21 protein-coding genes and 2 pseudogenes are annotated in these 19,613 nt (G+C 44.6%); 5 read left to right on the top strand and 18 right to left on the bottom strand.

Features of this window, described 5'->3' with window-relative positions; all coding sequences use genetic code 11:
- The first annotated feature begins 309 nt into the window (after nucleotides 1-309).
- A complete protein-coding gene (locus KT99_RS12325; RefSeq protein ID WP_005500530.1) occupies nucleotides 310-1,560 on the top strand; it encodes a valine--pyruvate transaminase in 1,251 nt (416 codons plus the stop codon).
- 192 nt (nucleotides 1,561-1,752) lie between these two features.
- On the opposite strand, the pseudogene KT99_RS12320 reads toward KT99_RS12325, so the two are convergent.
- The 4 genes and pseudogenes from KT99_RS12320 to KT99_RS22885 form a co-directional block, all read right to left on the bottom strand.
- A pseudogene (locus tag KT99_RS12320) lies at nucleotides 1,753-2,511 on the bottom strand (IS21 family transposase); the annotation flags it as partial.
- A 457-nt stretch (nucleotides 2,512-2,968) separates the two neighbouring features.
- Nucleotides 2,969-3,382 (bottom strand): GGDEF domain-containing protein, encoded by a 414-nt coding sequence (locus KT99_RS22895; RefSeq protein WP_232504296.1) that lies wholly within the window; start codon nucleotides 3,380-3,382, stop codon nucleotides 2,969-2,971.
- Nucleotides 3,345-4,262, bottom strand: coding sequence for a hypothetical protein (locus KT99_RS22890; RefSeq protein WP_005500519.1), 918 nt, complete (start codon nucleotides 4,260-4,262; stop codon nucleotides 3,345-3,347). The genes KT99_RS22895 and KT99_RS22890 overlap by 38 nt, the downstream gene beginning before the upstream one ends.
- Nucleotides 4,225-4,584 carry a tetratricopeptide repeat protein gene (locus tag KT99_RS22885; protein WP_005500518.1) on the bottom strand — a complete coding sequence of 120 codons (360 nt, stop codon included), beginning with the start codon at nucleotides 4,582-4,584 and terminating at the stop codon, nucleotides 4,225-4,227. The genes KT99_RS22890 and KT99_RS22885 overlap by 38 nt, the downstream gene beginning before the upstream one ends.
- 581 nt (nucleotides 4,585-5,165) lie before the next feature.
- Between KT99_RS22885 and KT99_RS12305 the strand changes: the two genes are divergently transcribed.
- Nucleotides 5,166-6,575 carry an MFS transporter gene (locus tag KT99_RS12305; protein WP_005500517.1) on the top strand — a complete coding sequence of 470 codons (1,410 nt, stop codon included), beginning with the start codon at nucleotides 5,166-5,168 and terminating at the stop codon, nucleotides 6,573-6,575.
- Nucleotides 6,576-7,196: 621 nt separating this feature from the next.
- Complete coding sequence (locus KT99_RS12300; RefSeq protein ID WP_040571952.1) at nucleotides 7,197-8,213, top strand: IS110 family transposase; 1,017 nt, start codon at nucleotides 7,197-7,199, stop codon at nucleotides 8,211-8,213.
- A gap of 480 nt (nucleotides 8,214-8,693) precedes the next feature.
- On the opposite strand, the gene KT99_RS12295 is transcribed toward KT99_RS12300, so the two are convergent.
- Complete coding sequence (locus KT99_RS12295) at nucleotides 8,694-9,473, bottom strand: TSUP family transporter (RefSeq protein ID WP_005500513.1); 780 nt, start codon at nucleotides 9,471-9,473, stop codon at nucleotides 8,694-8,696.
- Nucleotides 9,474-9,600: 127 nt separating this feature from the next.
- Here KT99_RS12295 and gcvA point away from each other — a divergent pair, with 127 nt between their 5' ends.
- Nucleotides 9,601-10,488 carry a transcriptional regulator GcvA gene (gene gcvA / locus KT99_RS12290; protein WP_040571943.1) on the top strand — a complete coding sequence of 296 codons (888 nt, stop codon included), beginning with the start codon at nucleotides 9,601-9,603 and terminating at the stop codon, nucleotides 10,486-10,488.
- A 228-nt stretch (nucleotides 10,489-10,716) separates the two neighbouring features.
- On the opposite strand, the gene KT99_RS22880 is transcribed toward gcvA, so the two are convergent.
- From KT99_RS22880 to KT99_RS12260, 8 genes are all read right to left on the bottom strand, one after another.
- Nucleotides 10,717-11,118 (bottom strand): hypothetical protein, encoded by a 402-nt coding sequence (locus KT99_RS22880; RefSeq protein ID WP_005500510.1) that lies wholly within the window; start codon nucleotides 11,116-11,118, stop codon nucleotides 10,717-10,719.
- A complete protein-coding gene (locus tag KT99_RS22875; RefSeq protein ID WP_005500509.1) occupies nucleotides 11,115-11,219 on the bottom strand; it encodes a nuclease-related domain-containing protein in 105 nt (34 codons plus the stop codon). The genes KT99_RS22880 and KT99_RS22875 overlap by 4 nt, the downstream gene beginning before the upstream one ends.
- Nucleotides 11,191-11,352: a hypothetical protein gene (locus tag KT99_RS22870; RefSeq protein WP_232504295.1), complete on the bottom strand. Its 162-nt coding sequence runs from the start codon at nucleotides 11,350-11,352 to the stop codon at nucleotides 11,191-11,193. Before KT99_RS22870 ends, KT99_RS22875 begins: the two co-directional genes overlap by 29 nt.
- Before the next feature lie 205 nt (nucleotides 11,353-11,557).
- Nucleotides 11,558-11,944 (bottom strand): ribonuclease E inhibitor RraB, encoded by a 387-nt coding sequence (locus tag KT99_RS12280; RefSeq protein WP_005500506.1) that lies wholly within the window; start codon nucleotides 11,942-11,944, stop codon nucleotides 11,558-11,560.
- 34 nt (nucleotides 11,945-11,978) lie between these two features.
- Nucleotides 11,979-12,212 (bottom strand): RNA-binding S4 domain-containing protein, encoded by a 234-nt coding sequence (locus tag KT99_RS12275; protein WP_005500504.1) that lies wholly within the window; start codon nucleotides 12,210-12,212, stop codon nucleotides 11,979-11,981.
- A gap of 63 nt (nucleotides 12,213-12,275) precedes the next feature.
- A complete protein-coding gene (locus tag KT99_RS12270) occupies nucleotides 12,276-12,812 on the bottom strand; it encodes a GNAT family N-acetyltransferase (protein ID WP_005500502.1) in 537 nt (178 codons plus the stop codon).
- A 19-nt stretch (nucleotides 12,813-12,831) separates the two neighbouring features.
- The gene (locus KT99_RS12265; protein WP_005500500.1) at nucleotides 12,832-13,110 is read right to left on the bottom strand and encodes a peptidylprolyl isomerase; all 279 of its coding nucleotides are present in this window, start codon (nucleotides 13,108-13,110) and stop codon (nucleotides 12,832-12,834) included.
- 230 nt (nucleotides 13,111-13,340) lie between these two features.
- Nucleotides 13,341-15,173, bottom strand: a complete 1,833-nt coding sequence (locus KT99_RS12260) for a DUF885 domain-containing protein (RefSeq protein ID WP_005500498.1) — start codon at nucleotides 15,171-15,173, stop codon at nucleotides 13,341-13,343.
- A gap of 135 nt (nucleotides 15,174-15,308) precedes the next feature.
- On the opposite strand from KT99_RS12260, the gene KT99_RS12255 reads away from it, so the two are divergent.
- Nucleotides 15,309-15,800, top strand: a complete 492-nt coding sequence (locus KT99_RS12255; RefSeq protein ID WP_005500496.1) for a diguanylate cyclase domain-containing protein — start codon at nucleotides 15,309-15,311, stop codon at nucleotides 15,798-15,800.
- Between the two features lie 67 nt (nucleotides 15,801-15,867).
- Here the strand turns inward: KT99_RS12255 and KT99_RS12250 are convergent, their stop codons facing one another.
- The 5 genes and pseudogenes from KT99_RS12250 to KT99_RS12230 form a co-directional block, all read right to left on the bottom strand.
- Nucleotides 15,868-17,127, bottom strand: coding sequence for a tetratricopeptide repeat protein (locus tag KT99_RS12250; protein ID WP_005500494.1), 1,260 nt, complete (start codon nucleotides 17,125-17,127; stop codon nucleotides 15,868-15,870).
- A gap of 2 nt (nucleotides 17,128-17,129) precedes the next feature.
- Nucleotides 17,130-17,750: an energy transducer TonB gene (locus KT99_RS12245; protein ID WP_005500493.1), complete on the bottom strand. Its 621-nt coding sequence runs from the start codon at nucleotides 17,748-17,750 to the stop codon at nucleotides 17,130-17,132.
- 1 nt (nucleotide 17,751) lies between these two features.
- Nucleotides 17,752-18,156, bottom strand: coding sequence for an ExbD/TolR family protein (locus KT99_RS12240; RefSeq protein WP_005500492.1), 405 nt, complete (start codon nucleotides 18,154-18,156; stop codon nucleotides 17,752-17,754).
- A gap of 13 nt (nucleotides 18,157-18,169) precedes the next feature.
- Nucleotides 18,170-18,694 (bottom strand): MotA/TolQ/ExbB proton channel family protein, encoded by a 525-nt coding sequence (locus tag KT99_RS12235; protein ID WP_005500491.1) that lies wholly within the window; start codon nucleotides 18,692-18,694, stop codon nucleotides 18,170-18,172.
- Nucleotides 18,694-19,613, bottom strand: a pseudogene (locus KT99_RS12230) (MotA/TolQ/ExbB proton channel family protein); the annotation flags it as partial. The gene KT99_RS12235 and the pseudogene KT99_RS12230, both read right to left, overlap by 1 nt.

The following is a 19,613-nucleotide window of genomic DNA, read 5'->3' as shown; positions in this document are numbered from 1 at the left end:
TCTTTTTGTGGGGTCATTGGCCGGCAAAGCCACTATCAGCCAGCATCAATGCGGCTATGTGCTTCGATGATTTGGCGTTATATGATTACTGCCCCCTGATGACATGGTCACCGAATCATTCTCAAGCGGTGATCCCTTGTTTAACCTTTTTGAATAATCAAGCAAACCAATAAATACTGACCCATTTTTGCCAAAACCTTGATGAAGTCGAAAGAAGTCACTGAAAAATGAAATAATGGGTGCGTTTCTTACTGAAAGTTGTTACTAAAGGCACTCTAAGCTATTTCGATATTTCCAAGTGTAGGTGTCATGCAGTATTCAAAGTTTGGTGAAAAATTTAATCGTAACTCCGGCATTAATCAGTTGATGAATGATCTCAATGAAGGGCTACGCACCCCAGGCGCGATAATGTTGGGGGGGGGCAACCCTGCCACTATTCCGGCGATGCAGGATTACTTTCACCAAGCTGCAAGCGAGATGCTGGCAAACGGTGAGTTGGTAGCGGCATTAAGTAATTATGATGGGCCGCAAGGTAAAGACACCTTCTTAAAAGCCTTGGCGGACTTGTTACGAGACACTTACGCTTGGGACATAAGCGAGAAAAATATCAGCCTGACTAATGGTAGCCAAAGTGCCTTCTTCTACCTGTTTAATCTGCTTGCTGGCAAGCAAGTTGATGGTAGCCATAAGAAGATACTGTTGCCACTTGCACCCGAGTATATCGGCTACAATGATGCCGGGCTTGATGATGATATATTTGTCTCTTACCGCCCCAAAATCGAGATGCTAGATAAGCGCATGTTTAAATATCATGTGGATTTTGCACAACTGAAAGTGGATGACTCGATAGCGGCGATATGTGTCTCAAGACCAACAAACCCCACAGGGAATGTACTCACCGATGACGAAGTCGCTAAGTTAGATCAACTCGCACGTGATAATGACATTCCCCTAATCATAGATAACGCTTATGGCACCCCTTTCCCCAATATCATCTTCGAAGAAGTGACACCATTCTGGAACAGCAACACCATATTGTGTATGAGCTTATCCAAATTGGGTTTACCCGGCGTACGCTGCGGCATCGTGATTGCCAATGAGGAGGTAACTCAGGCACTGACCAATCTTAATGGCATTATCAGCCTAGCCCCGGGTGGATTGGGTCCAGCGATTGCTGAGCATATGATAAAATCAGGCGATCTATTACGTTTAAGCGAATCTGTGATTAAACCTTTTTATAAAGAAAAGTCAGAGTTTGCACTGTCTTTACTGCAGCAGTCCATCAGCGATAGCAGATTTAAAATTCATAAGCCCGAAGGCGCCATGTTCCTCTGGCTCTGGTTTGATGAACTCCCCATTACCACCATGGAACTTTATAACCGCTTAAAAGCACGCGGCGTGTTGATTGTACCCGGAGAGTATTTCTTCTTCGGACAGAAAGAAGATTGGGAGCATGCTCACCAGTGCCTGCGGATGAACTATGTCCAAGATGAAGCCAAGATGCGAGATGGTATTGCCATCATAGCCGAGGAAGTTGACAAGGCTTACGCCCAAAGCTAACTGACTTGTACCTGCCGTGGGTGCTGTACAGGATGTACGAATGTCGTGATCACATGGATGTGAATAAACGACCTTTAGCGCAAACGCTTCTGTGACATGCCGCAAGCACTCTCTCTGTGAGCTCTACCGTTTCAAACAACCTCCATGTTTAACAGCCAGTTCGATATCCCTATCTCTCGCTCGGATAGTTTAAAGATAGGGCTGCAGCGATAATGGCTTTAGCGCTGGTTTATCTAACATCTCAAATAAGTCCTGACGGCTGGCGCCTATCTGCCGCATCTCACGCTGATTGAGATCATGCATCAAGTTACGGATGACGATGTTCAACTCTGCATAGGTATGAAACACTTGATGCCGTAGTCGCATTAAGATCCAACGCTCGACGATCAACACCGCATTTTCGGCCTTGGGTTTGTAAGGTCTGACTGACATCACCGCCGTGCAGTAATGATTGGCGAGTTTACGATAACTATCGTTCAAGGTCGGTTCATAACGGCAAGGTTTGGTAACCGCCGATCTGAGATTATCTAGCACGAGCAGGTGTTGCTGGCGCATGCTGCGCTTCTTTTTCTTAAACCAGCGAGTGTAGTACTCACAAAACTGAGTGTAGCCATAGGCACAAGCCTGGTATTGCGTGTGGTATTCCTCCCACAGTAGACGCTTGGTCATGCCTTTTCGTTTCAATTCTTTGAAGCATAGCGCGAAATCCGGCATCAGCTTATGCTGTGATGGCCCCTTGTCTTGATACAAGGCCTGAGTGAGTTGAAGCTCTGATGTACCATCGGGAAGTGGCCAGCCTAGCTCGCTGAGCTTAAACCGACTGAGTATTTCAGAGATAGTAGAGCACCCGATTTTGACACAGGTAGCGATGTTGCGATTGGAGAGTTGGCAGTCGAATTTGAGGCGTAAAACCTCGTTGATTTTGGTCATAACTATTCTCTTTTTTGGCATTGTCGCTTCCGGTGGCATTTTTTGATGCCAATAATGGTAACGACTAATTGATTTAAAAGAGAAAAAAGAATGATTCCGCGATAATCCGATCGTGGTTTCCGGAGTTAGGCCTAAAATGACCGGATTGTCGCGGAATGAGCGATCGGATTAAACCGAAACATGCCGTTTAGTTATGCTTGAATAAAATACTTTGACATGGGTATATCTGGGTCTTGATTAAGCGCTGTCTTGATACGCAGTTTAATGCTGGTGAAGTCTGAGGTTTCCGGTGCCTGAGCCATCTTAGCCCAGATAGGATAGGCCCTATTAGTAAGGAGTGGTCTACATAGGCCATAGCTTAGTCAAGGGATCTTCATCTGAGAATCCTGGGTGTCTTAGTTGCCCTTCGTTGAACGCGGCATCAGTAAGTATGGCCGTACTGAACCAAAACATGTCAACTAGGCTTAATTCGAATGCATTAAGCCGCTAAACAGACCTTATTCTTACCTGAGAATTTAGCTCGATACAAAGCATCATCTGCTTGTTTCATCAGTCCTAATAAGCTTGTTGTATGTTCATTCAACGCTGCGACACCCAAACTAATGGTAAATTCAACAGTCACATCATCAAATTGAAAAACTTGCGTCTCGATGCCATGTCGAATTCGGTCCGCGATATTGTACGCCTCTTTTTTAGAGGTATTTTCAAGCACAATTAAAAATTCTTCACCACCGATCCGGCCCACTAAATCATGCTTCTTCAGCCATCTTCTGGTTCGTTTTGAGGCGGCTTTTATCGCTAAATCACCGATATGATGCCCATAACGATCATTAATCGATTTAAAGTTATCAATGTCAAACATAATCACTGACACTGGTTGTTGCTTTTTCAATGATTTTTTGACCTTTTTTGAAGGTATATCCCCGATTAGCAAGCCCAGTTAAAAAGTCAGTTTGCGCACACACTTTAAACGTTCTACGTGAGTAGAATAAAAATAACACAATGCAAAATAGCACGGTGATGACAACAAAAAACAAACTCAACTTAAGCTCATTAATCCGCTCTTTATCTTCGGCTGAAGCAAAACTCAACTCATTAATGGCTAAACGATTACCCAGCAATTCATTTTCAAACTCAGCCAATGCAGAATGATGATCAAGCGATGAACTGATCACCTCATTATCAATCACACTTTGATTCATCTCTCTTTCTATATCTATCACTTGAAATAGCTTATTCAGCACATTAACTGGGTCATGATCATCAAGTGCAATAATGGCATCAGCCTGAAGCAACATCGATTTTTGGTTTGCAGCAAAGCTATCATCTTGTTTAAATATTCGCGCCATATCAGCGGCTTTTTCAGCCTCAACACTTTGGCTTGCCTTATCCCAATCCCCTAGACTAATGGCCTCACTCAACATGTTGTATTGCATATTAAACATGTCTTCAATGTCATTAATGCTTTGCCATGTTTGATAAGCTTTTTCAAAACTGTCATAACCACGTCGATGTAGTCCAGCTTGGCGATACAAACTGCCTGTTGCGTTATAAATCATCGCTTTACGATTTACATTGAGGTTGTCTTTATCGACAATGGCCATCGCTTCATCGAGCAAGGCAATCCCTTTATGTATCGACGTAGGTTCGTTAAAGCAAAAAGCATTTTGAGTTAAGGACTTAGCAAGTAATTTGGCATTGTGATGTTGGCGAGCATAAACAAGGGCTTGTTTTCTATCGAAACAATATGCCGCGGGATCGTTGGATTGCAAATGAACGCTCTAAATGACTATCGATAAGCACATCAGTAATCGGTAGAAATCTAACTAATTCAATGCCTTTATCATAACTGTCGATTGATAGATCGAGTTGACGGGTTTTCTCATAAAGCTGACCATAGAGATAGTACACTTTCGCTTGTTGCTCAGCTTCAAGATTGCTGTTTTTTAGAGTGAATTCATCCCATAACACGATACCGTCAGCTGGGCTAACCGCTTTGACTGAACGTTCTAATTCAGTTAACGTACCACTAGCAAATCCATTTGCACTAAAAACGAAAAGTACACAGCCCAACCAAGCCAGCCACTTTTTCATCCGTAAAAAAACATGTTTAACCTCCAGCCAACAGTCCTTTAGCAGTATAACGATTTAGGATCGACATGGTAACCAGTGGCACCTAAAACATTGATTTAATTTTATATTAATTGAACTCGGTCACAAAGGCTGTTTATTATTGGTTAGCTATATATTAAGCCGTTTTAATTTTGTAATTAATGTCTATTACTATTCTGGTCACTATATAATCAAGGCACCCATTCTTGTGCTAAGGAAGAGGGCCGGGCCACGTTAGCTTGTCCAAACACTTCTAAGCTGCCTGTGTTGTTAGTCGATATAACTTCTTGTTAATAATTTTGGCCTATGGAGCGCGTAATATGGGGCATTAACTGTCTTGTCATTAACAAAATCGTGATAGGATCCCGCGTTAAATATTTGAGGCACATCGGCCTCGAGTCGATGTATGTGGGTTTCAAACCGATTGAAGTCGAGACTTCAGCCAGACGGAAACTCAGGCCTTAACCGAATAGAGATAGCACAGATATAATCACCATTGCATCATCACCGGCTTAGATAATGGCTTGATGCAGATAACGACTTCAGATCTGGAATAAAATAAAATGACTAACAATACGTCCTCATCGACGCAGCAGGGTTTTCCAAAAATATTTTGGATTGCTAATGGTGTCGAACTTTTAGAGCGCGCCGCCTATTATGGCGTGTTCATTGTCATCACCCTTTATTTATCACGAATCTTAGGATTTAGCGATATAGAGGCCGCATGGCTTGCCGGTTCTTTCTCCGCGGGCCTCTATTTTCTGCCGACCTTTAGTGGCGCGCTCGCAGATAAAATAGGCTTCAGGCGGGCATTATTGCTGGCCTTCGCTCTGCTTACCCTAGGTTACTCCGGACTTGCGCTTTTCCCCACTCTGTTAGAGGGACAAGGGCTGGTTGAATATGGTAAAGAGGCGGTCTATCACGGACTGCAAGAGGCCGATATTCGTTGGGCAATTGTGCCGATCCTTATCGTTATCATGATTGGTGGGTCGTTTATCAAGGCAGTGATCACGGCTACCGTAGCTAAATGTACGACTACCGCTAACCGTGCTAAAGGCTTCTCTATCTTCTATATGATGGTTAATATCGGTGCTTTCTCGGGTAAAACAGTGGTTAAACCTCTGCGTGAATCCATGGGCGATCTGGGGTTAATCAACCTGAACTATTTTGCGGCGAGTATGACGCTGATTGCATTTTTCAGTATATTTATCTTCTTCAAAAATGCCGAGACCAACAGCAAAGGAAAGTCTTTGGCTGAAATATGCTCTGCACTAACCAGAGTACTGAGTAATGGTCGATTAGTCGCACTGACAGTTATCATCAGTGGTTTCTGGATGGTACAGCATCAGCTGTATGCGACTATGCCTAAGTACGTATTGCGTATGGCGGGTGAGGGTTCTTCGCCTTCCTGGTATGCCAATGTCAATCCGCTAGTGGTATTTCTGTCGGTCAGTCTCGTGACTGCAATGATGAGCAAACGTAGTGCGCTCTCTTCGATGACTATCGGTATGCTTATCATGCCTTTCTCGGCGCTTCTCATGGCATCGGGTAATATGTTTGCGGCTACCGAAACCATCTTAGGTATGCATCCTATTGCGGCTATGATGATCATAGGTATCATGTTCCAAGGCTTGGCCGAGTGTTTCATCTCGCCGCGCTTCCTCGAATACTTCTCGCTGCAGGCACCTAAGGGTGAGGAGGGACTCTACCTAGGTTTCTCTCATCTGCACTCCTTTATCAGTTCGCTATTAGGCTTCGGTCTGTCCGGATACCTGTTAGAGGCATACTGCCCGAACCCTCGTAACTTCGATACCCATGTCGAATGGGCGGCTGCGGCATCGCATGCACATTACATCTGGTACTTCTTTGCCGGTATCGCGACGGTTTCTGCCCTCTCCTTGGTTATCTATGGCGTCGTGATTAAGCGCTTAGATGCGAATAAAACCGCAGAGGCTGAGCTCGCAACGGCATAACTTTATTCAGTATGAGTAAGCCATTTTTTGCTAATGAAAGCCCCGAATATTCTGGGCTTTTTTACGTTTAGAATTGAATTTATCAAGGGGTTTATCAAAGGATTTATAAAGGATTTATAAAGGATTTATCAAGCCACCCATCATGAAAATGAGGCCATTGACCGCATACCGATTCTAACATCATGAGCGCTCATCAAGCTGTAAGACAGTGATTTAATGCGTATTAAACTATCAAGTTTATTCGTATCATGCAATCACGATAAGTGGACACCCATAAGATTTTGGTACTTTAACTTAGTAGACTCTATATTGCTGAGATCTAGTAATCCATTCTAGAAACGATGCTTAAAATGCGCCACGGCAGTTACGTTCTATTTGATGCATTTTTCAATACATTTCTCATTGAAAATTATGATGGCCAAAAAATGACTGAGTAATTGTACTAACTCGTTTTGTGGCAGAAGTGAGTTACGAAGCCTAGCAATAAACCTAAATTGAAGAGATAGGCTGTTTGTGAAAACCTCAGTGTAGATAATGGAATGGACCCATCCCCTTTTAATCGGCCTCGCAATGGACCACGATGTAGTTGCTACAACTCACCAGAAAGAGGACGGGTCCACCATGAAGATTACTACAATTGGTTTAGATATCGCAAAGTCTGTTTTCCATTTTGTTGGCGTGAATAAAGCAGGAAAGCTTGTCAAAAAGAAGATGATTAAGCGTAAAGACTTAATTCATTTTTTTGCACAAGTAGAGCCTAGCCTTGTTGTCATGGAGGCTTGTGGTGGAGCGAATTACTGGGCTAGAGAGTTTCAAAAGGTAGGCCATGAAGTCAAATTGATAGCCCCTCAATACGTCATTCCATACAGGCCTGCTAATAAAAATGATTATAACGATGCCCTTGCAATAGCAGAGGCTGCTCAAAGACCAAATATGCGCTTCGTACAACCAAAGCCTGTCGAGCAGCAGGATGTACAGATGCTTCACCGAATGAGGGAGCGCTTAAACAAGCAGACTACAGCCTTAGTCAACCAGGTTAGAGGCATGCTGGCAGAGTACGGTATCGTAATAGCAAAAAGCAAAGCGGCCTTTAGGAAAGCGTTCCCTGACATTTTATCTGATGAGAACAATGAACTGACAGTGAAAGGACGATACATATTCAATCAGTTGCATGAAGAATTTACCGACATCGAGAAACGCCTAAAGAGCTGTGATACGCAGATAGTAGAAGAGAGAAATACAAACCCTGTTTGCCTGCGTATAGAGACATCTCCAGGTATTGGTCCTGTCACTTCGACAGCTTTTTATGCAGCGGTAGGGGAAGGAAAAGACTTCTCCAATGGCCGGCACTTCTCAGCTTGGTGTGGCTTAGTGCCAAGACAACATAGCAGTGGCGGCAAAGATAACCTGCTAGGGATAAGCAAAAGAGGCAATGCCTATTTACGAACTTTGTTTATACATGGAGCAAGAGCGGTCTTGCAGCACTGCGGAGGAAAACAAGATAGGTTGAGCCACTGGGCATACGCTTTGGCAGAAAGAAAGGGGTTTAATAAGGCTTGTGTTGCAGTGGCTAACAAGCTTGCAAGAATAACCTGGGCTATCGCCGCTAGGGAAGATGAATATAGGACATTTGCGTAGCAGTTAGTCCTAGAGTAAGACGAAACGAGTTAGTGTAAAACATACCAGCAAGTTGCTATGACACTTGATTTGATGATGAGACCGTCAGACTGCTCTACTTAAAACCTAACAGCCGCAAGGGCTCTAAAGAAGCCGTGTAGATGTTCAGGAAAGTAGAGGCAAATATCCATCAGGGCCAGAGGTTAACCTCATAAACAGGCCGAATATATGGGTGCAATGAACTCTTCTCAAAATTGATATCAAATGTCTTATGTATGTCAGGAACATACAAGACCATTCACATCAGAAGCTGCCGCAGGCTATAAGTCATAATGAGGTACGATCTTCAAATCCATATCCCAACACTAAAACCCACTGAATTCCGGCGCAAAAGATCTGCCGGAATGACAGATAAAACCACCTGAAACCAAATGAATCTGAGAGACGATACTGGAGTACGTACAAGTTGGAGTCCAGTTTTACTTGACCACTTCAGCTTTCTTAAACCCAAGAAAACAGATCATATTGAGTCGACAATAACTTCACACTCATGGCGATAGACATAGTGACGACTATTGGTTTGATAATTTTTGTCCCCTTGGTGACGACCATACGCGAGCCTAGAGTGGCTCCGATTGCCTGACCAACGAGCATGACGCCGCCGATCATCCAAAGTACTTTGCCACCGATGGCGAAGAAGATGAGTGAGGCGATATTAGTCGAGAAGTTGAGAACTTTCGCATGAGCTGTGGCTTTCGCTAATCCAAAACCTGCAAGCGACACGAAGGCTAATGCGAAGAAGCTGCCGGTTCCTGGGCCAAAAAATCCATCATATAACCCAATGCCGAATGCTGCGGTGAAACCAAACATGACAGGGGTAAATACTTGATGTTTGTCTTCTTCGCTGATCTTCTTTGAAAACAGAAAGTAGCCACCTATGCCTAGAATTAAGAAGGGCAACAGTGTCTCTAAGAAAGCGGTATCAATCATCTGTACGGCTATGGTGCCGATAGCAGCACCGACGAAGGCGCAAGCTATGGCCAACTTCATCTCACCGAGTTTTACCATGCCTTTACGCACAAAATAAAGGCTGGCAAAGAAACTGCCACCACAGGCTTGCAGCTTGTTGGTCGCCAGTGCAGCAGTAGGCGGAAGACCTGCCCACATCAGCGCTGGAATCGTGATTAAACCACCGCCTCCCGCAATCGCGTCGATAAAGCCTGCCAGCATTGCCACGCCAAACAGGAGTGCGATAAGTTCATAGGATAGTTCCAATGGCATAGATAAGTCTCAGAATAGTTTACACGCGTAGAATGGCATTATTAGACGATATTTGCACGATATACGCAAAGGAGTTATCGTCCACTTAGAGTGAGATATTCTCACACAAGTAGTCAATGGGGACATGATGCATTCACCTCTTCCACCACTCAATTCACTCCTGGCTTTTGAATCTGCCGCGAGACACTTGAGTTTTAGCAAAGCGGCCGACGAACTATTTGTCACTCATGGAGCCATCAGCAAACAGATCAAGGGATTGGAGTCATTTTTAGGCGTGCCTTTATTCATTCGCCAACATAGAAAATTATTACTCACCGATGATGCCCAAGGTTACCTGATCCAGGTGCAGTCGGCGCTGCAGACAATAAATAATGCGACAGATGAGATAAAGTCACAACAGATGCGAGCTCAAACACTGTCTATCAACGTCTTGCCTAGCCTTACCATCAATTGGCTTATCCCCCGGATGGAGGAGTTTAAGCAGCGCCACCCTCATCTGTATGTGGATCTCTCCATCGGCGATTTTGCGGTAGATTTTGATAACAGCCGCTGTGATATTGCCATCAGAAGTGCTCAGCATGAGCCGACAGATGCCAATTTTATCAAGCTAATGGATGAAGATCTCTGCTTGGTATGCTCTCCTCTGTTAGCCGAGCAACTTAAAACCGTCAAAGACATCAACAAGATGACCTTGCTTAAGCACACGACCCGACCAGAGCTTTGGCCCTACTGGTCACAACAGGTTGGACTGACTCTGACCACAGATAAGAAGTTTGGCATGGAACATTTCTATATGCTCAGTCAGGCAGCGGCAGGAGGCATGGGAGTGGCGCTTATTCCAAGATTTTTTATCGAAGAACAACTGGCAGATGGAAGTTTAGTGATCCCCTTCGATACAGGCTTCACCAGTCCTTACATCTACTATGTGCTGACCCCAAAATCCAGTAACCTGTCACTCAAAGCCCAAGCCTTTATCGATTGGTTATTGGAGATATTTTCCCCCTATCGTAACTAACCCCTCTCTAGCTCGTAGCTCATAGCCAGGAGCTCGAAACTTTTTCAGCCTTACCTAGATCCTTCCAGCTAAGAACTGGATTCCGGCCACAAGCATACCGGAATGACCTGTGGTTTTGATTCGCTTAAAAAAAGGAGAATCTCAGGCTGAGCTTCTGTTCTACGACGTTCGATGGTGCAAGGAACGCTTAAACTAAGCTATCTACCACATCGAAGGCTTGCAGATAATTCATTCCCGGGCGTCAAATTCGAAGTTTAATACCTTCATACCGGTATCGAAGGTCTTCTCACCGAACCATTGCTTATCGAAAGCATTCAGTGCCTGAATAATCCCCTCCCATCCTCCGTCTCCCTGCAATGACACAGGTGCCAGAGTGGAGATAAAGCTGGCGACTAGACCATAAAGATCTCTCTCGGCGTCACCTTCTGCAGCCTTAGTATAAATTGGCACACCACTACAAGCGGTAAGGGCTTGTAGGCGCTTGAACTCTTCCCTTAGCTGATTTTCATGGCTTTCCGACTGCGCTTGATCGGCAAATTGAGTCGGAATATTATTTTCAATAATCAGGGGGCCGTCCACCCTCCCAGGATTGTATTCGGCCTGCCAGACTGTTATCCACCTGCCAGTCATCTAAGGAAGGCATGAAGCTCGGCATCTAAGCGTCCTATATAGCCTTTGACATCGACGACAAACACGCCCCACTCACCGATAACCAGCGCATCGACTTCCATGGCTTGCCCAGATAGTCGGGATCTCTACGTTGGTGAGTAAAATATAATTATCGGGTAACTCATCCGCCAACAAGGAAAATGCCCAACGTTCGGCATCATTGACCGGAGTGGCAAAACTTATCTGTTCTGCCATTCTCTTTTCCTTCTGTGGCTATTACTCAACTTGTTAAATTCAGGTGTGAGCACGGTAAACAGTTTGATGCTACATCATGAATTATAGGCATAAAAAAGCCACTCAAATGGTGGCTTAATATAAAAAATCTGTCATCTCATCGCTTAACGATGTAACCCAATAAAACGCCACGCAGTGGCATCAATCGAGATGCGCAGCAGATCGATTAGTGCTTACACTCGTCACTGCATTCATGCTCGTCATCGGCAAATTCATCGTCGCCATCTTGATGTTGCATCACGCCCCAACCATCGGTCACGCCGCCGAACTCTTGAGCAAATGTATTGAGCTCAACTTCTTGATCGACTATGGCTTGATACTCAGGAACCATGGGAATACAAACGATCAGTTCCCACTGGCCAAGATCATCATTGAGATGAAGTTCCATCTCACCTTCAAGCTCAGATTTCCCCAGCTCTTCAGACGCATACTCGGCATCTCTTTGGTCATCAAAAACAAGGAAGAAGTCGACATCGAGTTGCTTGGTCAGATCGATACCCGCATCGGCCATCGCCGCGAGCATCTTGCCATTGTCATCATCTGGAAATTGCATTTCTTACTCCACTTAAGTGCTAGTCCATCACACGTTAAGGTGCGGTGACTATCTGTACTGACTCACCATTGAAACAAACGACTTCACCAGCCCTGACTTTTTTACGTTTACGGGTCTCAACTTCACCGTCAACGGTTACCTTGCCTTCACTAATGACGAATTTAGCTTCACCGCCCCCGCCAATCATGGCCTGGACTTTCAAAATCTTATATAACTCTATGTATTCTTCACCTGGCAATAGGGCCAAGGTTGCTATTTGTGCTGTCACACGTATTACCTTTAATCAAAATTCTTATGAGATTATAGCACCGAGCATAGACAAGGATAAAACCTATTCGCCTCTTTCATGGCTCAATAGGCCATAAGTACAATCATCAATCCAGCTATCATCGATTTTATAGTTGTCTCTCAGCACGCCCTCCAGTTGGAAGCCATTTTTCTCTAACACTTTTGCCGATGCGATATTCTGTTTCGCACACAGGCCGATAAACTTGTGCACCTGAAAGCTTAAGCAAGCCCAGTCAATGACCGCCTTGAGACCCTCTGTCGCATAACCCTTACCTTGACCTTCATTGGCTAACATATAACCCACTTCGGCGTGGTCAAACTCGTGATTAGCACAATATAATCCGCTATAGCCGATAAATTTATCGGTTCCCAGCTCCTCTATGACCAGAGTCAACCAGTCACCGGATTCATATTGCCAGGGTGCTAGTCTATGCTCAAACTTTTCCAGAATAACCGACTCATCAACCGGGCGCCTGACAAATTTATTGATGATAGGATCTTGATGAAGCATCAAGAAATTATCCCAATCATCGGCTCTGAGACTGCGAAGCCTTAACCTATCCGTATAAAGTTCCAGCATAGAGTATGACCTTTACTAATTATCCGCGGCTTGTCACTTCAAGCAGGTGGTATCCAAATTGTGTCTTAACCGGGCCTTGAACTTCATTCAGAGGCGCATGGAAAACGACTGCGTCAAACTCTTTAACCATCATGCCTGGACCGAAAGATCCAAGGTCACCACCTTGAGCACTCGAAGGACACGATGAGTTAGCCTTTGCCACATCAGCAAAATCTGCACCGCCTAATATCTCCTGCTTAAGCGCTTCACATTTCTCTTCGCTGCTAACTAATAAATGTCTTGCTGTGGCTTGTACCATGATGTAACTCCTAATTTTTGAAAACTTGCCAATAGATCTATACACGGTATAGAAAGTGACAATAAAATAATTAATCCAAATCAAACATCTTGAATGCTTGGCTTCACAAGGTGAAGCACACTATTTAATCCCCTAGGGAGTAAATAAACCCAGCCAGTACTATATTGATAAAAGCTGGGTTTAAAAAGGTTTTAGTTGATGAAACTGTATTTAACTAATGTTGCAATAAATTACTTCAGAGTGTCTATCCAATGATGGATCTTCAACTCCATCACCGCCATAGGCAGAGAACCTGAGGTTAAGATTTGATCATGGAAGGCTTTTAGGTCGAACTTATCGCCTAATGCAGCTTCCGCTTCGGCGCGAAGCGACAATATTTTGAGCTGACCCACTTTATAGGATAAAGCCTGGCCAGGTATTGCCATATAGCGCTCAACTTCGGCGATGATGTCTGACTCAGCCATGGGCGAGTTATCTTTCATGTATTGAATCGCTTGCTCACGTGTCCAGCCTTTAGCATGAAGGCCAGTATCGACCACGAGTCGCATAGCACGCAGCATCTCATCAGACAGCTTACCAAAATACTGATAAGGGTCCTTGAACAGCCCCATCTCAACCCCTAAGTATTCGGCATACAGGGCCCAGCCCTCTTCGAACGCGGTGTAATTACCAAAACGTTGGAACTCTGGCACGCCGGTTAACTCTTGCTTTATGGCTATCTGGAAGTGATGTCCAGGGGCTGCCTCATGCAGAGACAAGGTCGTCATTCCCCACTTAGGCTGTGCTTTTAAGTTATATGTGTTGATATAGAACACACCAGGGCGAGAGCCATCGACGGCTGGAGATTCATATGATGCACCAGCCGCTGACTGCTCACGGAAGCTTTCCACTGGCTTGACCACATAATCGGCCTTGGGCATTATATTGAAATACTTAGCTAGCTCAGCATTTATTCGCTCTTTAAGCGTCATATAACCATCAATAAGGTCCTGGCGATCGGTGAAGAAATACTCAGGTTCTGATGACAGAGAAGCGAAGAAGGCCTTGAGATCTCCCTCGAAATTCACCTGCTCACGTACCTTGTCCATCTCCGACAGGATACGGGCCACTTCACTCAAGCCTATCTGATGGATTTCATCCACTGATATCAGGGTAGTCGTGTGGGAATTAGCCAGATGCTGATACCAAACTTTACCGTTAGGTAAGCCCCACCAACCGTCACTCGCTCGCGCAACTGGCAAATATTTAATCTCGAAATACTCGGTTAATGAGGCTATTGCCGGAATAAGATCTTGATTAATAAGCTTAGTGTAGCTGGCAGTAAGCTCGGCCTTATCTGCATCGGAGAAGCTCTGGGGCAGATTATTTATTGGCGCATAAAACAAGCTCTTGCTGGCATCATCCACAAGCAGAGCCTTGAGCTGAGGGATGATACGCTCGACTAACACCCGAGGCAGCACAACCTTACTTCTGACGCCTTCATCCATACGCTCTTGTGCAAGCTTAGTCCAGGCAATGAAGCCCGTTAAACGAGATGCCCAGTTATGGTAATCTTCGACGGTATTAAATGGTTGAGCACTTTCACCACTGCCCAGTTGCACCATGCTAATGACTGTGCTGTGGAACTGGTTCATTGGCATGAAACGAGCTGGGTATATTTCGTCTATCAGGGCGACATTTCTATCATAAGTAAACATGTCATAACTTAGCTGTAGCTCAGTAGATAAGGCATTTCTGTCTATCTTCTCAACTCTTGCCTGATAACTGGTATTCAGATCGTGACGCGTCTTTAGGTACTCATTGGTCAGATCACCGCCAAACTGGTCGTTATAGTCATTCACTCCAACAAATGTGGCATAAATAGGCTCAAGTTTAAGGTAGTCCTTAAAAAAATCGTCCACCAATGCCAGATAAACCTGCTCATTTTGGCTGGTTTGTGCTACCTCAGAAGAAACGCCGATTACTGTTGAACTTGTATCCTTACTCGCTGGATTATCATTGTCTGAACAGCCTGTGATCCCCAGTAGTAACCCTATTGATACGGCTAAAAAAGCTCTTCTCATCTGTTTCTTTCCCTATATTCGGTGCAATTGCTTGTTATTTTCTATACTTAATACCAAGGTTCAACTTTATACGTACTGCTATATTGATACAACTATCTCAATCTTATTCTTTATAGGACCGAAAGGAGTCAGTCAATGCTCTATTCATTTCGCAACTCAGGTTTCAGAGATCCAGAAACTGGCGTCTATAATCAAACCTACTTTATGGAGGTATTTAACCGCGAATGGCATCGCCATATCAGAGATCACCAAAGTCTGGCGCTATTATATCTGTGCCCGCACATACATGAAACCGTTAAGCAACCTCATCTGCTCGAACTCTTTATGAAGCAGGTACAAGAAGCCATCTTAAGAACGACAGACCTGGTAGCAAGACTCAACAATAACAGCTTTGCTTTAGGCTTATTCAACATCGATGAAGCAGGCACTCAGATTGTGCTACATAGAATTGAAGAGAAGATTAAGGTCTTCAATGTAGAATATGCAAAAAAACACACCAGCCACGTCGATTATGAGCTCGCGGGTTATACGTGCACACCGGCGCGCAATCTGAGTATAGAATTAATTTTCAAAGACGTAGAAAATTTAACTCATGAGTTAGAGATGGAAAAAAAATCGACATATTGAGTTGAGGCAAATGCAATAAAAAAAAGCCCCTTTCGGGGCTTTTTAGACTCATTTAATCGAGTGAAAGTTACAGTGCTACGTTATGAATACGTGCCTTCTCTTTGATGTAAGAGAGGTAACTTTTCGCTGAACGAGCCGTCTTCTTATCCTTCGCCGCTAATTTAGCCCGCGAATAAGCAGACTTATATTGCTTAAGGTTTAGATAAGCAAGCGCTAGCTCAAATTGAGCCTCACCTGGATTATCAATGCCTGCGTCGAGTGACTTCTTCAACGCAGTAACAGCAGCTTTAGATTTACCATCCAAAGACAGGATTCGACCCTGTCTTAGATAATATTTGCCATTGTTACCCGCATCTGCAGCCTTACCATAATATGAAGCAGCTTCTTTCAACTCTTTCGCGTTGTGATAGAAACCAGCCAAAATCCTAAGAGTTCTCTCTTCCTCTTTGATCGTGCCCGACTTCATGTGCTTCTCATATATTTTGGCTGCACGGTATGGCGAACCATTCTGTGCAAGTAGCTGAGCCAAACGAGTAATGTTACCCGCAGTCTCAAGAAAACCATTTTTATAAGCAAGATCATAAGTGGCTAACGATTTAGTGTACTTTTCAGTCATCAGATAAAACTGAGCTAACTGAACCCAAAGACGTTTATCGCTCTGGAAAAGTGGCACCATGGTCTCTAGCACTTTTACCGCTTGCGGATACTTCTTCTGATTGAAGTAAGCCGTTAGCTTCATCTGATACAAACCTTTATCAGGCTTATTAGACAGTGCTAGCCCCTTGTTAGCGACCTCAAGAACCTTGTTCCAGTTCTTCTGCTCTGAGTAACCAATACCGATACGACGGTAGATTTGAGCATCCTCTTTACAGGTAAACTCCATCCACTTGTAGTAATAAGTGATCGATTCTTTAAACTTCTTCTCTTGAATCAAGAGATCAGCATAAAGTCTCAGCGTTCCAGCATGATCCGTTCCACCCAAGATATTGGCATCGACAGCAGTCTTAAGATACTTAATAGCCGTATCCATCTGAGATTTCTCGGCGTAAAAATTACCCAACATGCGATTAATATACGCTTTATCGAAACGACTCTTAACGTTGGCCTCGAGTAATATCGCAATCGCTTCGTCAACGTTACCTTCGGTGTATGCTTTGAAAGATTTTTGCACTTTCTTCGCAGCACTTTGGCCAACGGCCTTAGACTTACGTTTCTCGATAGGACACTTCTCGACAGCTGCTGCTGCCGGAACTAGTGCTAAACTACCACCGAAAGAAAGTAATAAAGCGGCAGCTATACTAGTCGTTCTTAAACTAAGTTTACGCATCGTTATCTGCCTCCTTTCTCTAAGGTGAAGTCCAACTGAACTTTCATACCAGTTTGCCTAAGTGCCTTACCGTCAACAATCTTCGGCTTATATTTCCATTTTTTAAGTGCGCGCTTTGCTTCTTTGTTAAACAAACGCTTAGGTTCAGCCTTGATGATTTTAACGTCTTCAACACCGCCGAGTGCGTTAATAGTAAAGCTGAGTTGTACCCAACCTTCTTTGCCATCACGTGCTGCGGCTATCGGATACTGAGGCTGGATGCGAACGATAGGTGTAGCGTCACCATCTCGCGTCATCATGTTACCCAGTTTAAAGCCTGTGTTTGCACCACCAGCTTCTACACCACCCATGTTAAATGACATGTTTGTATCTATGTCAGATGATGTGTCTGGCGGAGTCGTATCCGGCTTAGGTGGCTGCTCAGGCGGCGTTGGTGGCTTAGGTTTCACCCTAGGCTTCTTCTGTGCTGATGCATCCTCTTTGCTCATGGTTATTTCGATGATAGGTGATTCTGTTGAAGCATCGTGGCGGGTTGGACCGCCACCTATCAAAAATGCCATGAAGACAAATAAGGCATAAGTCACAGCACCACCAAGCAGTAATGATACTATTCCTCTAAGCATATTAGTCGTTCCCCGCCGATACAGATATCTTATCTACGCCCGCCTTCTTGACACTATCCATTACCTTGATAACTAGGCCATGCTTGGCATCTTTATCGGCTTGGATTAGCACGGCCGCTTCTGGCGCCTCTGCAAGCATACGTTCTACGTTTGCAGTGACACGCTCAATATCGACCAGACGGTTCTCCATCATTATCGTTCCTGTCTTGCTCACACCGATGAAGATGTTAGCAGAAGGCTTCTTAGTCGCTGTAGAGGCTTCTGGCTTGTTGTAGTCAAGGCCTGAAGGTTTAACAAACGAAGTTGTTACAATGAAGAAGATCAGCATGATAAACACGATGTCTAGCATCGGTGTCATATCAATTTGAGCTTCCTCTTCCACGCTGGAATGCTTTCTACGTGCCATGTTCAATCTCTCTCTAGTGGTGACGCATGCTGTCTTTTAGCTTTTCTAAACTGATTTTCATCTTAGCGTCCAGACGAGTACTGAAGAATACTCCCGATAACGCCGCGACCATTCCCGCCATTGTCGGCATGGTCGCCATTGAAATACCAGCTGCCATCATACGAGCATTACTCGTCCCATGAACTGCCATCACATCGAATACCGAAATCATACCTGTTACTGTGCCTAACAGACCTATCATAGGGCAGATGGCGACTAAGGTTTTAATAAACAGCATACGTGCATTCAAATTTTGTTTCGCTTGGGAAATCCAGGCTTCACGGATGCGGTGTGCATACCAAGAGGTAGAATCCTCTCGAGCATCCCATGAGGTTATGATTGCCTTATGTTCGTTTGGTGATATCCAATTTAGATACCAGTAACGTTCAAGCATCAATACCCACATGACAAACAACACTGCCGCAACCAGCCAGAGAACATCGCCTCCGGCGGCCATAAAGCCCCTGACGGAATCCCAGATATCCATCAGGAATAACATTAGGCGTTCCTCTTCTCAGCGTGAGACGCAACCATACCTGCACTCTGTTCTTCAAGTACCTGTACAATAGACTTACTGCGAGCAATAACAATTGCGTGCATAAGCATCAGAGGTAGAGCAGCGACCAGACCCTGTACTGTCGTCATCAATGCCATCGAAATACCGCCAGCCATAAGCTTAGGATCGCTGGTGCCGAACAACTGAATGCTTTGGAAGGTGGCAATCATACCGGTTACTGTACCGAGTAGGCCCATCATAGGTGCGATTGCAGCGAGTACCTTAATGATCGAGATACGCGCTTCTAGTGCCGGCGTCTCTTTCAGAATGGCTTCATCAAGCTTAAGTTCCAGCGTTTCAACATCGACATCTTTGTTATCCTGGTAAGTCTTAAGAATACGACCTAAGGCATTGTCACCTGGGTTATCCAGATTTTTGCGTTGGGCCTTAACTTTAGCACCGACAAGAGTAAGCGTGACTAAACGCTCGATAGAGATGATGGCACCGATAATAAGCAGGCCAATAATGATGTAACCTATGGTTCCACCCGCTTCGATACGGTCTTCAATAGTCGGCTTCTGGGTGAAGATGCTCAACAACACACCCTTAATAGGATCTATGTAAAGAGGAGCGATACCAGAAGTGGTACCCTGGAACTTAGACACGGTTTTGACTTGGTAACCGGATGGCTGCTGCGATAGCTGTTGAATCAGACCAAGGTCCGAGTTGTAAACAACGTATTTGCCATCGGCAAGCAAGTTGAAGGTACCCACACGAGTGATGGTTGTATTACGGATACTGCCATCGATATCGGTAACAGCTCCTTCGAAAGTCACAACCTTACCAGACTGTACCATTTCAAATAACTGCTCTTCCCAGAAACGCTCCAGCTCGTCAATCTTGGCAGCTGCTTACGCGCACC

This window comes from Shewanella benthica KT99 (genome assembly GCF_000172075.1).
GTDB classification, from domain to species: Bacteria; Pseudomonadota; Gammaproteobacteria; order Enterobacterales; family Shewanellaceae; genus Shewanella; species Shewanella benthica_A.
The sequence above is the reverse complement of the archived record's forward strand: the minus strand, read 5'-3'. Positions and strand labels throughout refer to the sequence as shown.

Excerpts from the sequence above, each read along its gene's own strand:
- KT99_RS12270 (WP_005500502.1), bottom strand. The coding sequence starts at position 12,812 with ATGCTGGAACTTTATACGGATAGGTTAAGGCTTCGCAGTCTCAGAGCC.
- KT99_RS12305 (WP_005500517.1), top strand. The coding sequence starts at position 5,166 with ATGACTAACAATACGTCCTCATCGACGCAGCAGGGTTTTCCAAAAATA.
- KT99_RS22885 (WP_005500518.1), bottom strand. The coding sequence starts at position 4,584 with ATGAAAAAGTGGCTGGCTTGGTTGGGCTGTGTACTTTTCGTTTTTAGT.
- KT99_RS22870 (WP_232504295.1), bottom strand. The coding sequence starts at position 11,352 with ATGGCAGAACAGATAAGTTTTGCCACTCCGGTCAATGATGCCGAACGT.
- KT99_RS12295 (WP_005500513.1), bottom strand. The coding sequence starts at position 9,473 with ATGCCATTGGAACTATCCTATGAACTTATCGCACTCCTGTTTGGCGTG.
- KT99_RS12260 (WP_005500498.1), bottom strand. The coding sequence starts at position 15,173 with ATGAGAAGAGCTTTTTTAGCCGTATCAATAGGGTTACTACTGGGGATC.
- KT99_RS12300 (WP_040571952.1), top strand. The coding sequence starts at position 7,197 with ATGAAGATTACTACAATTGGTTTAGATATCGCAAAGTCTGTTTTCCAT.
- KT99_RS12325 (WP_005500530.1), top strand. The coding sequence starts at position 310 with ATGCAGTATTCAAAGTTTGGTGAAAAATTTAATCGTAACTCCGGCATT.
- gcvA (WP_040571943.1), top strand. The coding sequence starts at position 9,601 with ATGCATTCACCTCTTCCACCACTCAATTCACTCCTGGCTTTTGAATCT.
- KT99_RS12250 (WP_005500494.1), bottom strand. The coding sequence starts at position 17,127 with ATGCGTAAACTTAGTTTAAGAACGACTAGTATAGCTGCCGCTTTATTA.
- KT99_RS12280 (WP_005500506.1), bottom strand. The coding sequence starts at position 11,944 with ATGCAATTTCCAGATGATGACAATGGCAAGATGCTCGCGGCGATGGCC.
- KT99_RS12245 (WP_005500493.1), bottom strand. The coding sequence starts at position 17,750 with ATGCTTAGAGGAATAGTATCATTACTGCTTGGTGGTGCTGTGACTTAT.
- KT99_RS12235 (WP_005500491.1), bottom strand. The coding sequence starts at position 18,694 with ATGTTATTCCTGATGGATATCTGGGATTCCGTCAGGGGCTTTATGGCC.
- KT99_RS12255 (WP_005500496.1), top strand. The coding sequence starts at position 15,309 with ATGCTCTATTCATTTCGCAACTCAGGTTTCAGAGATCCAGAAACTGGC.
- KT99_RS22875 (WP_005500509.1), bottom strand. The coding sequence starts at position 11,219 with ATGGAAGTCGATGCGCTGGTTATCGGTGAGTGGGGCGTGTTTGTCGTC.
- KT99_RS22880 (WP_005500510.1), bottom strand. The coding sequence starts at position 11,118 with ATGACTGGCAGGTGGATAACAGTCTGGCAGGCCGAATACAATCCTGGG.
- KT99_RS12265 (WP_005500500.1), bottom strand. The coding sequence starts at position 13,110 with ATGGTACAAGCCACAGCAAGACATTTATTAGTTAGCAGCGAAGAGAAA.
- KT99_RS12240 (WP_005500492.1), bottom strand. The coding sequence starts at position 18,156 with ATGGCACGTAGAAAGCATTCCAGCGTGGAAGAGGAAGCTCAAATTGAT.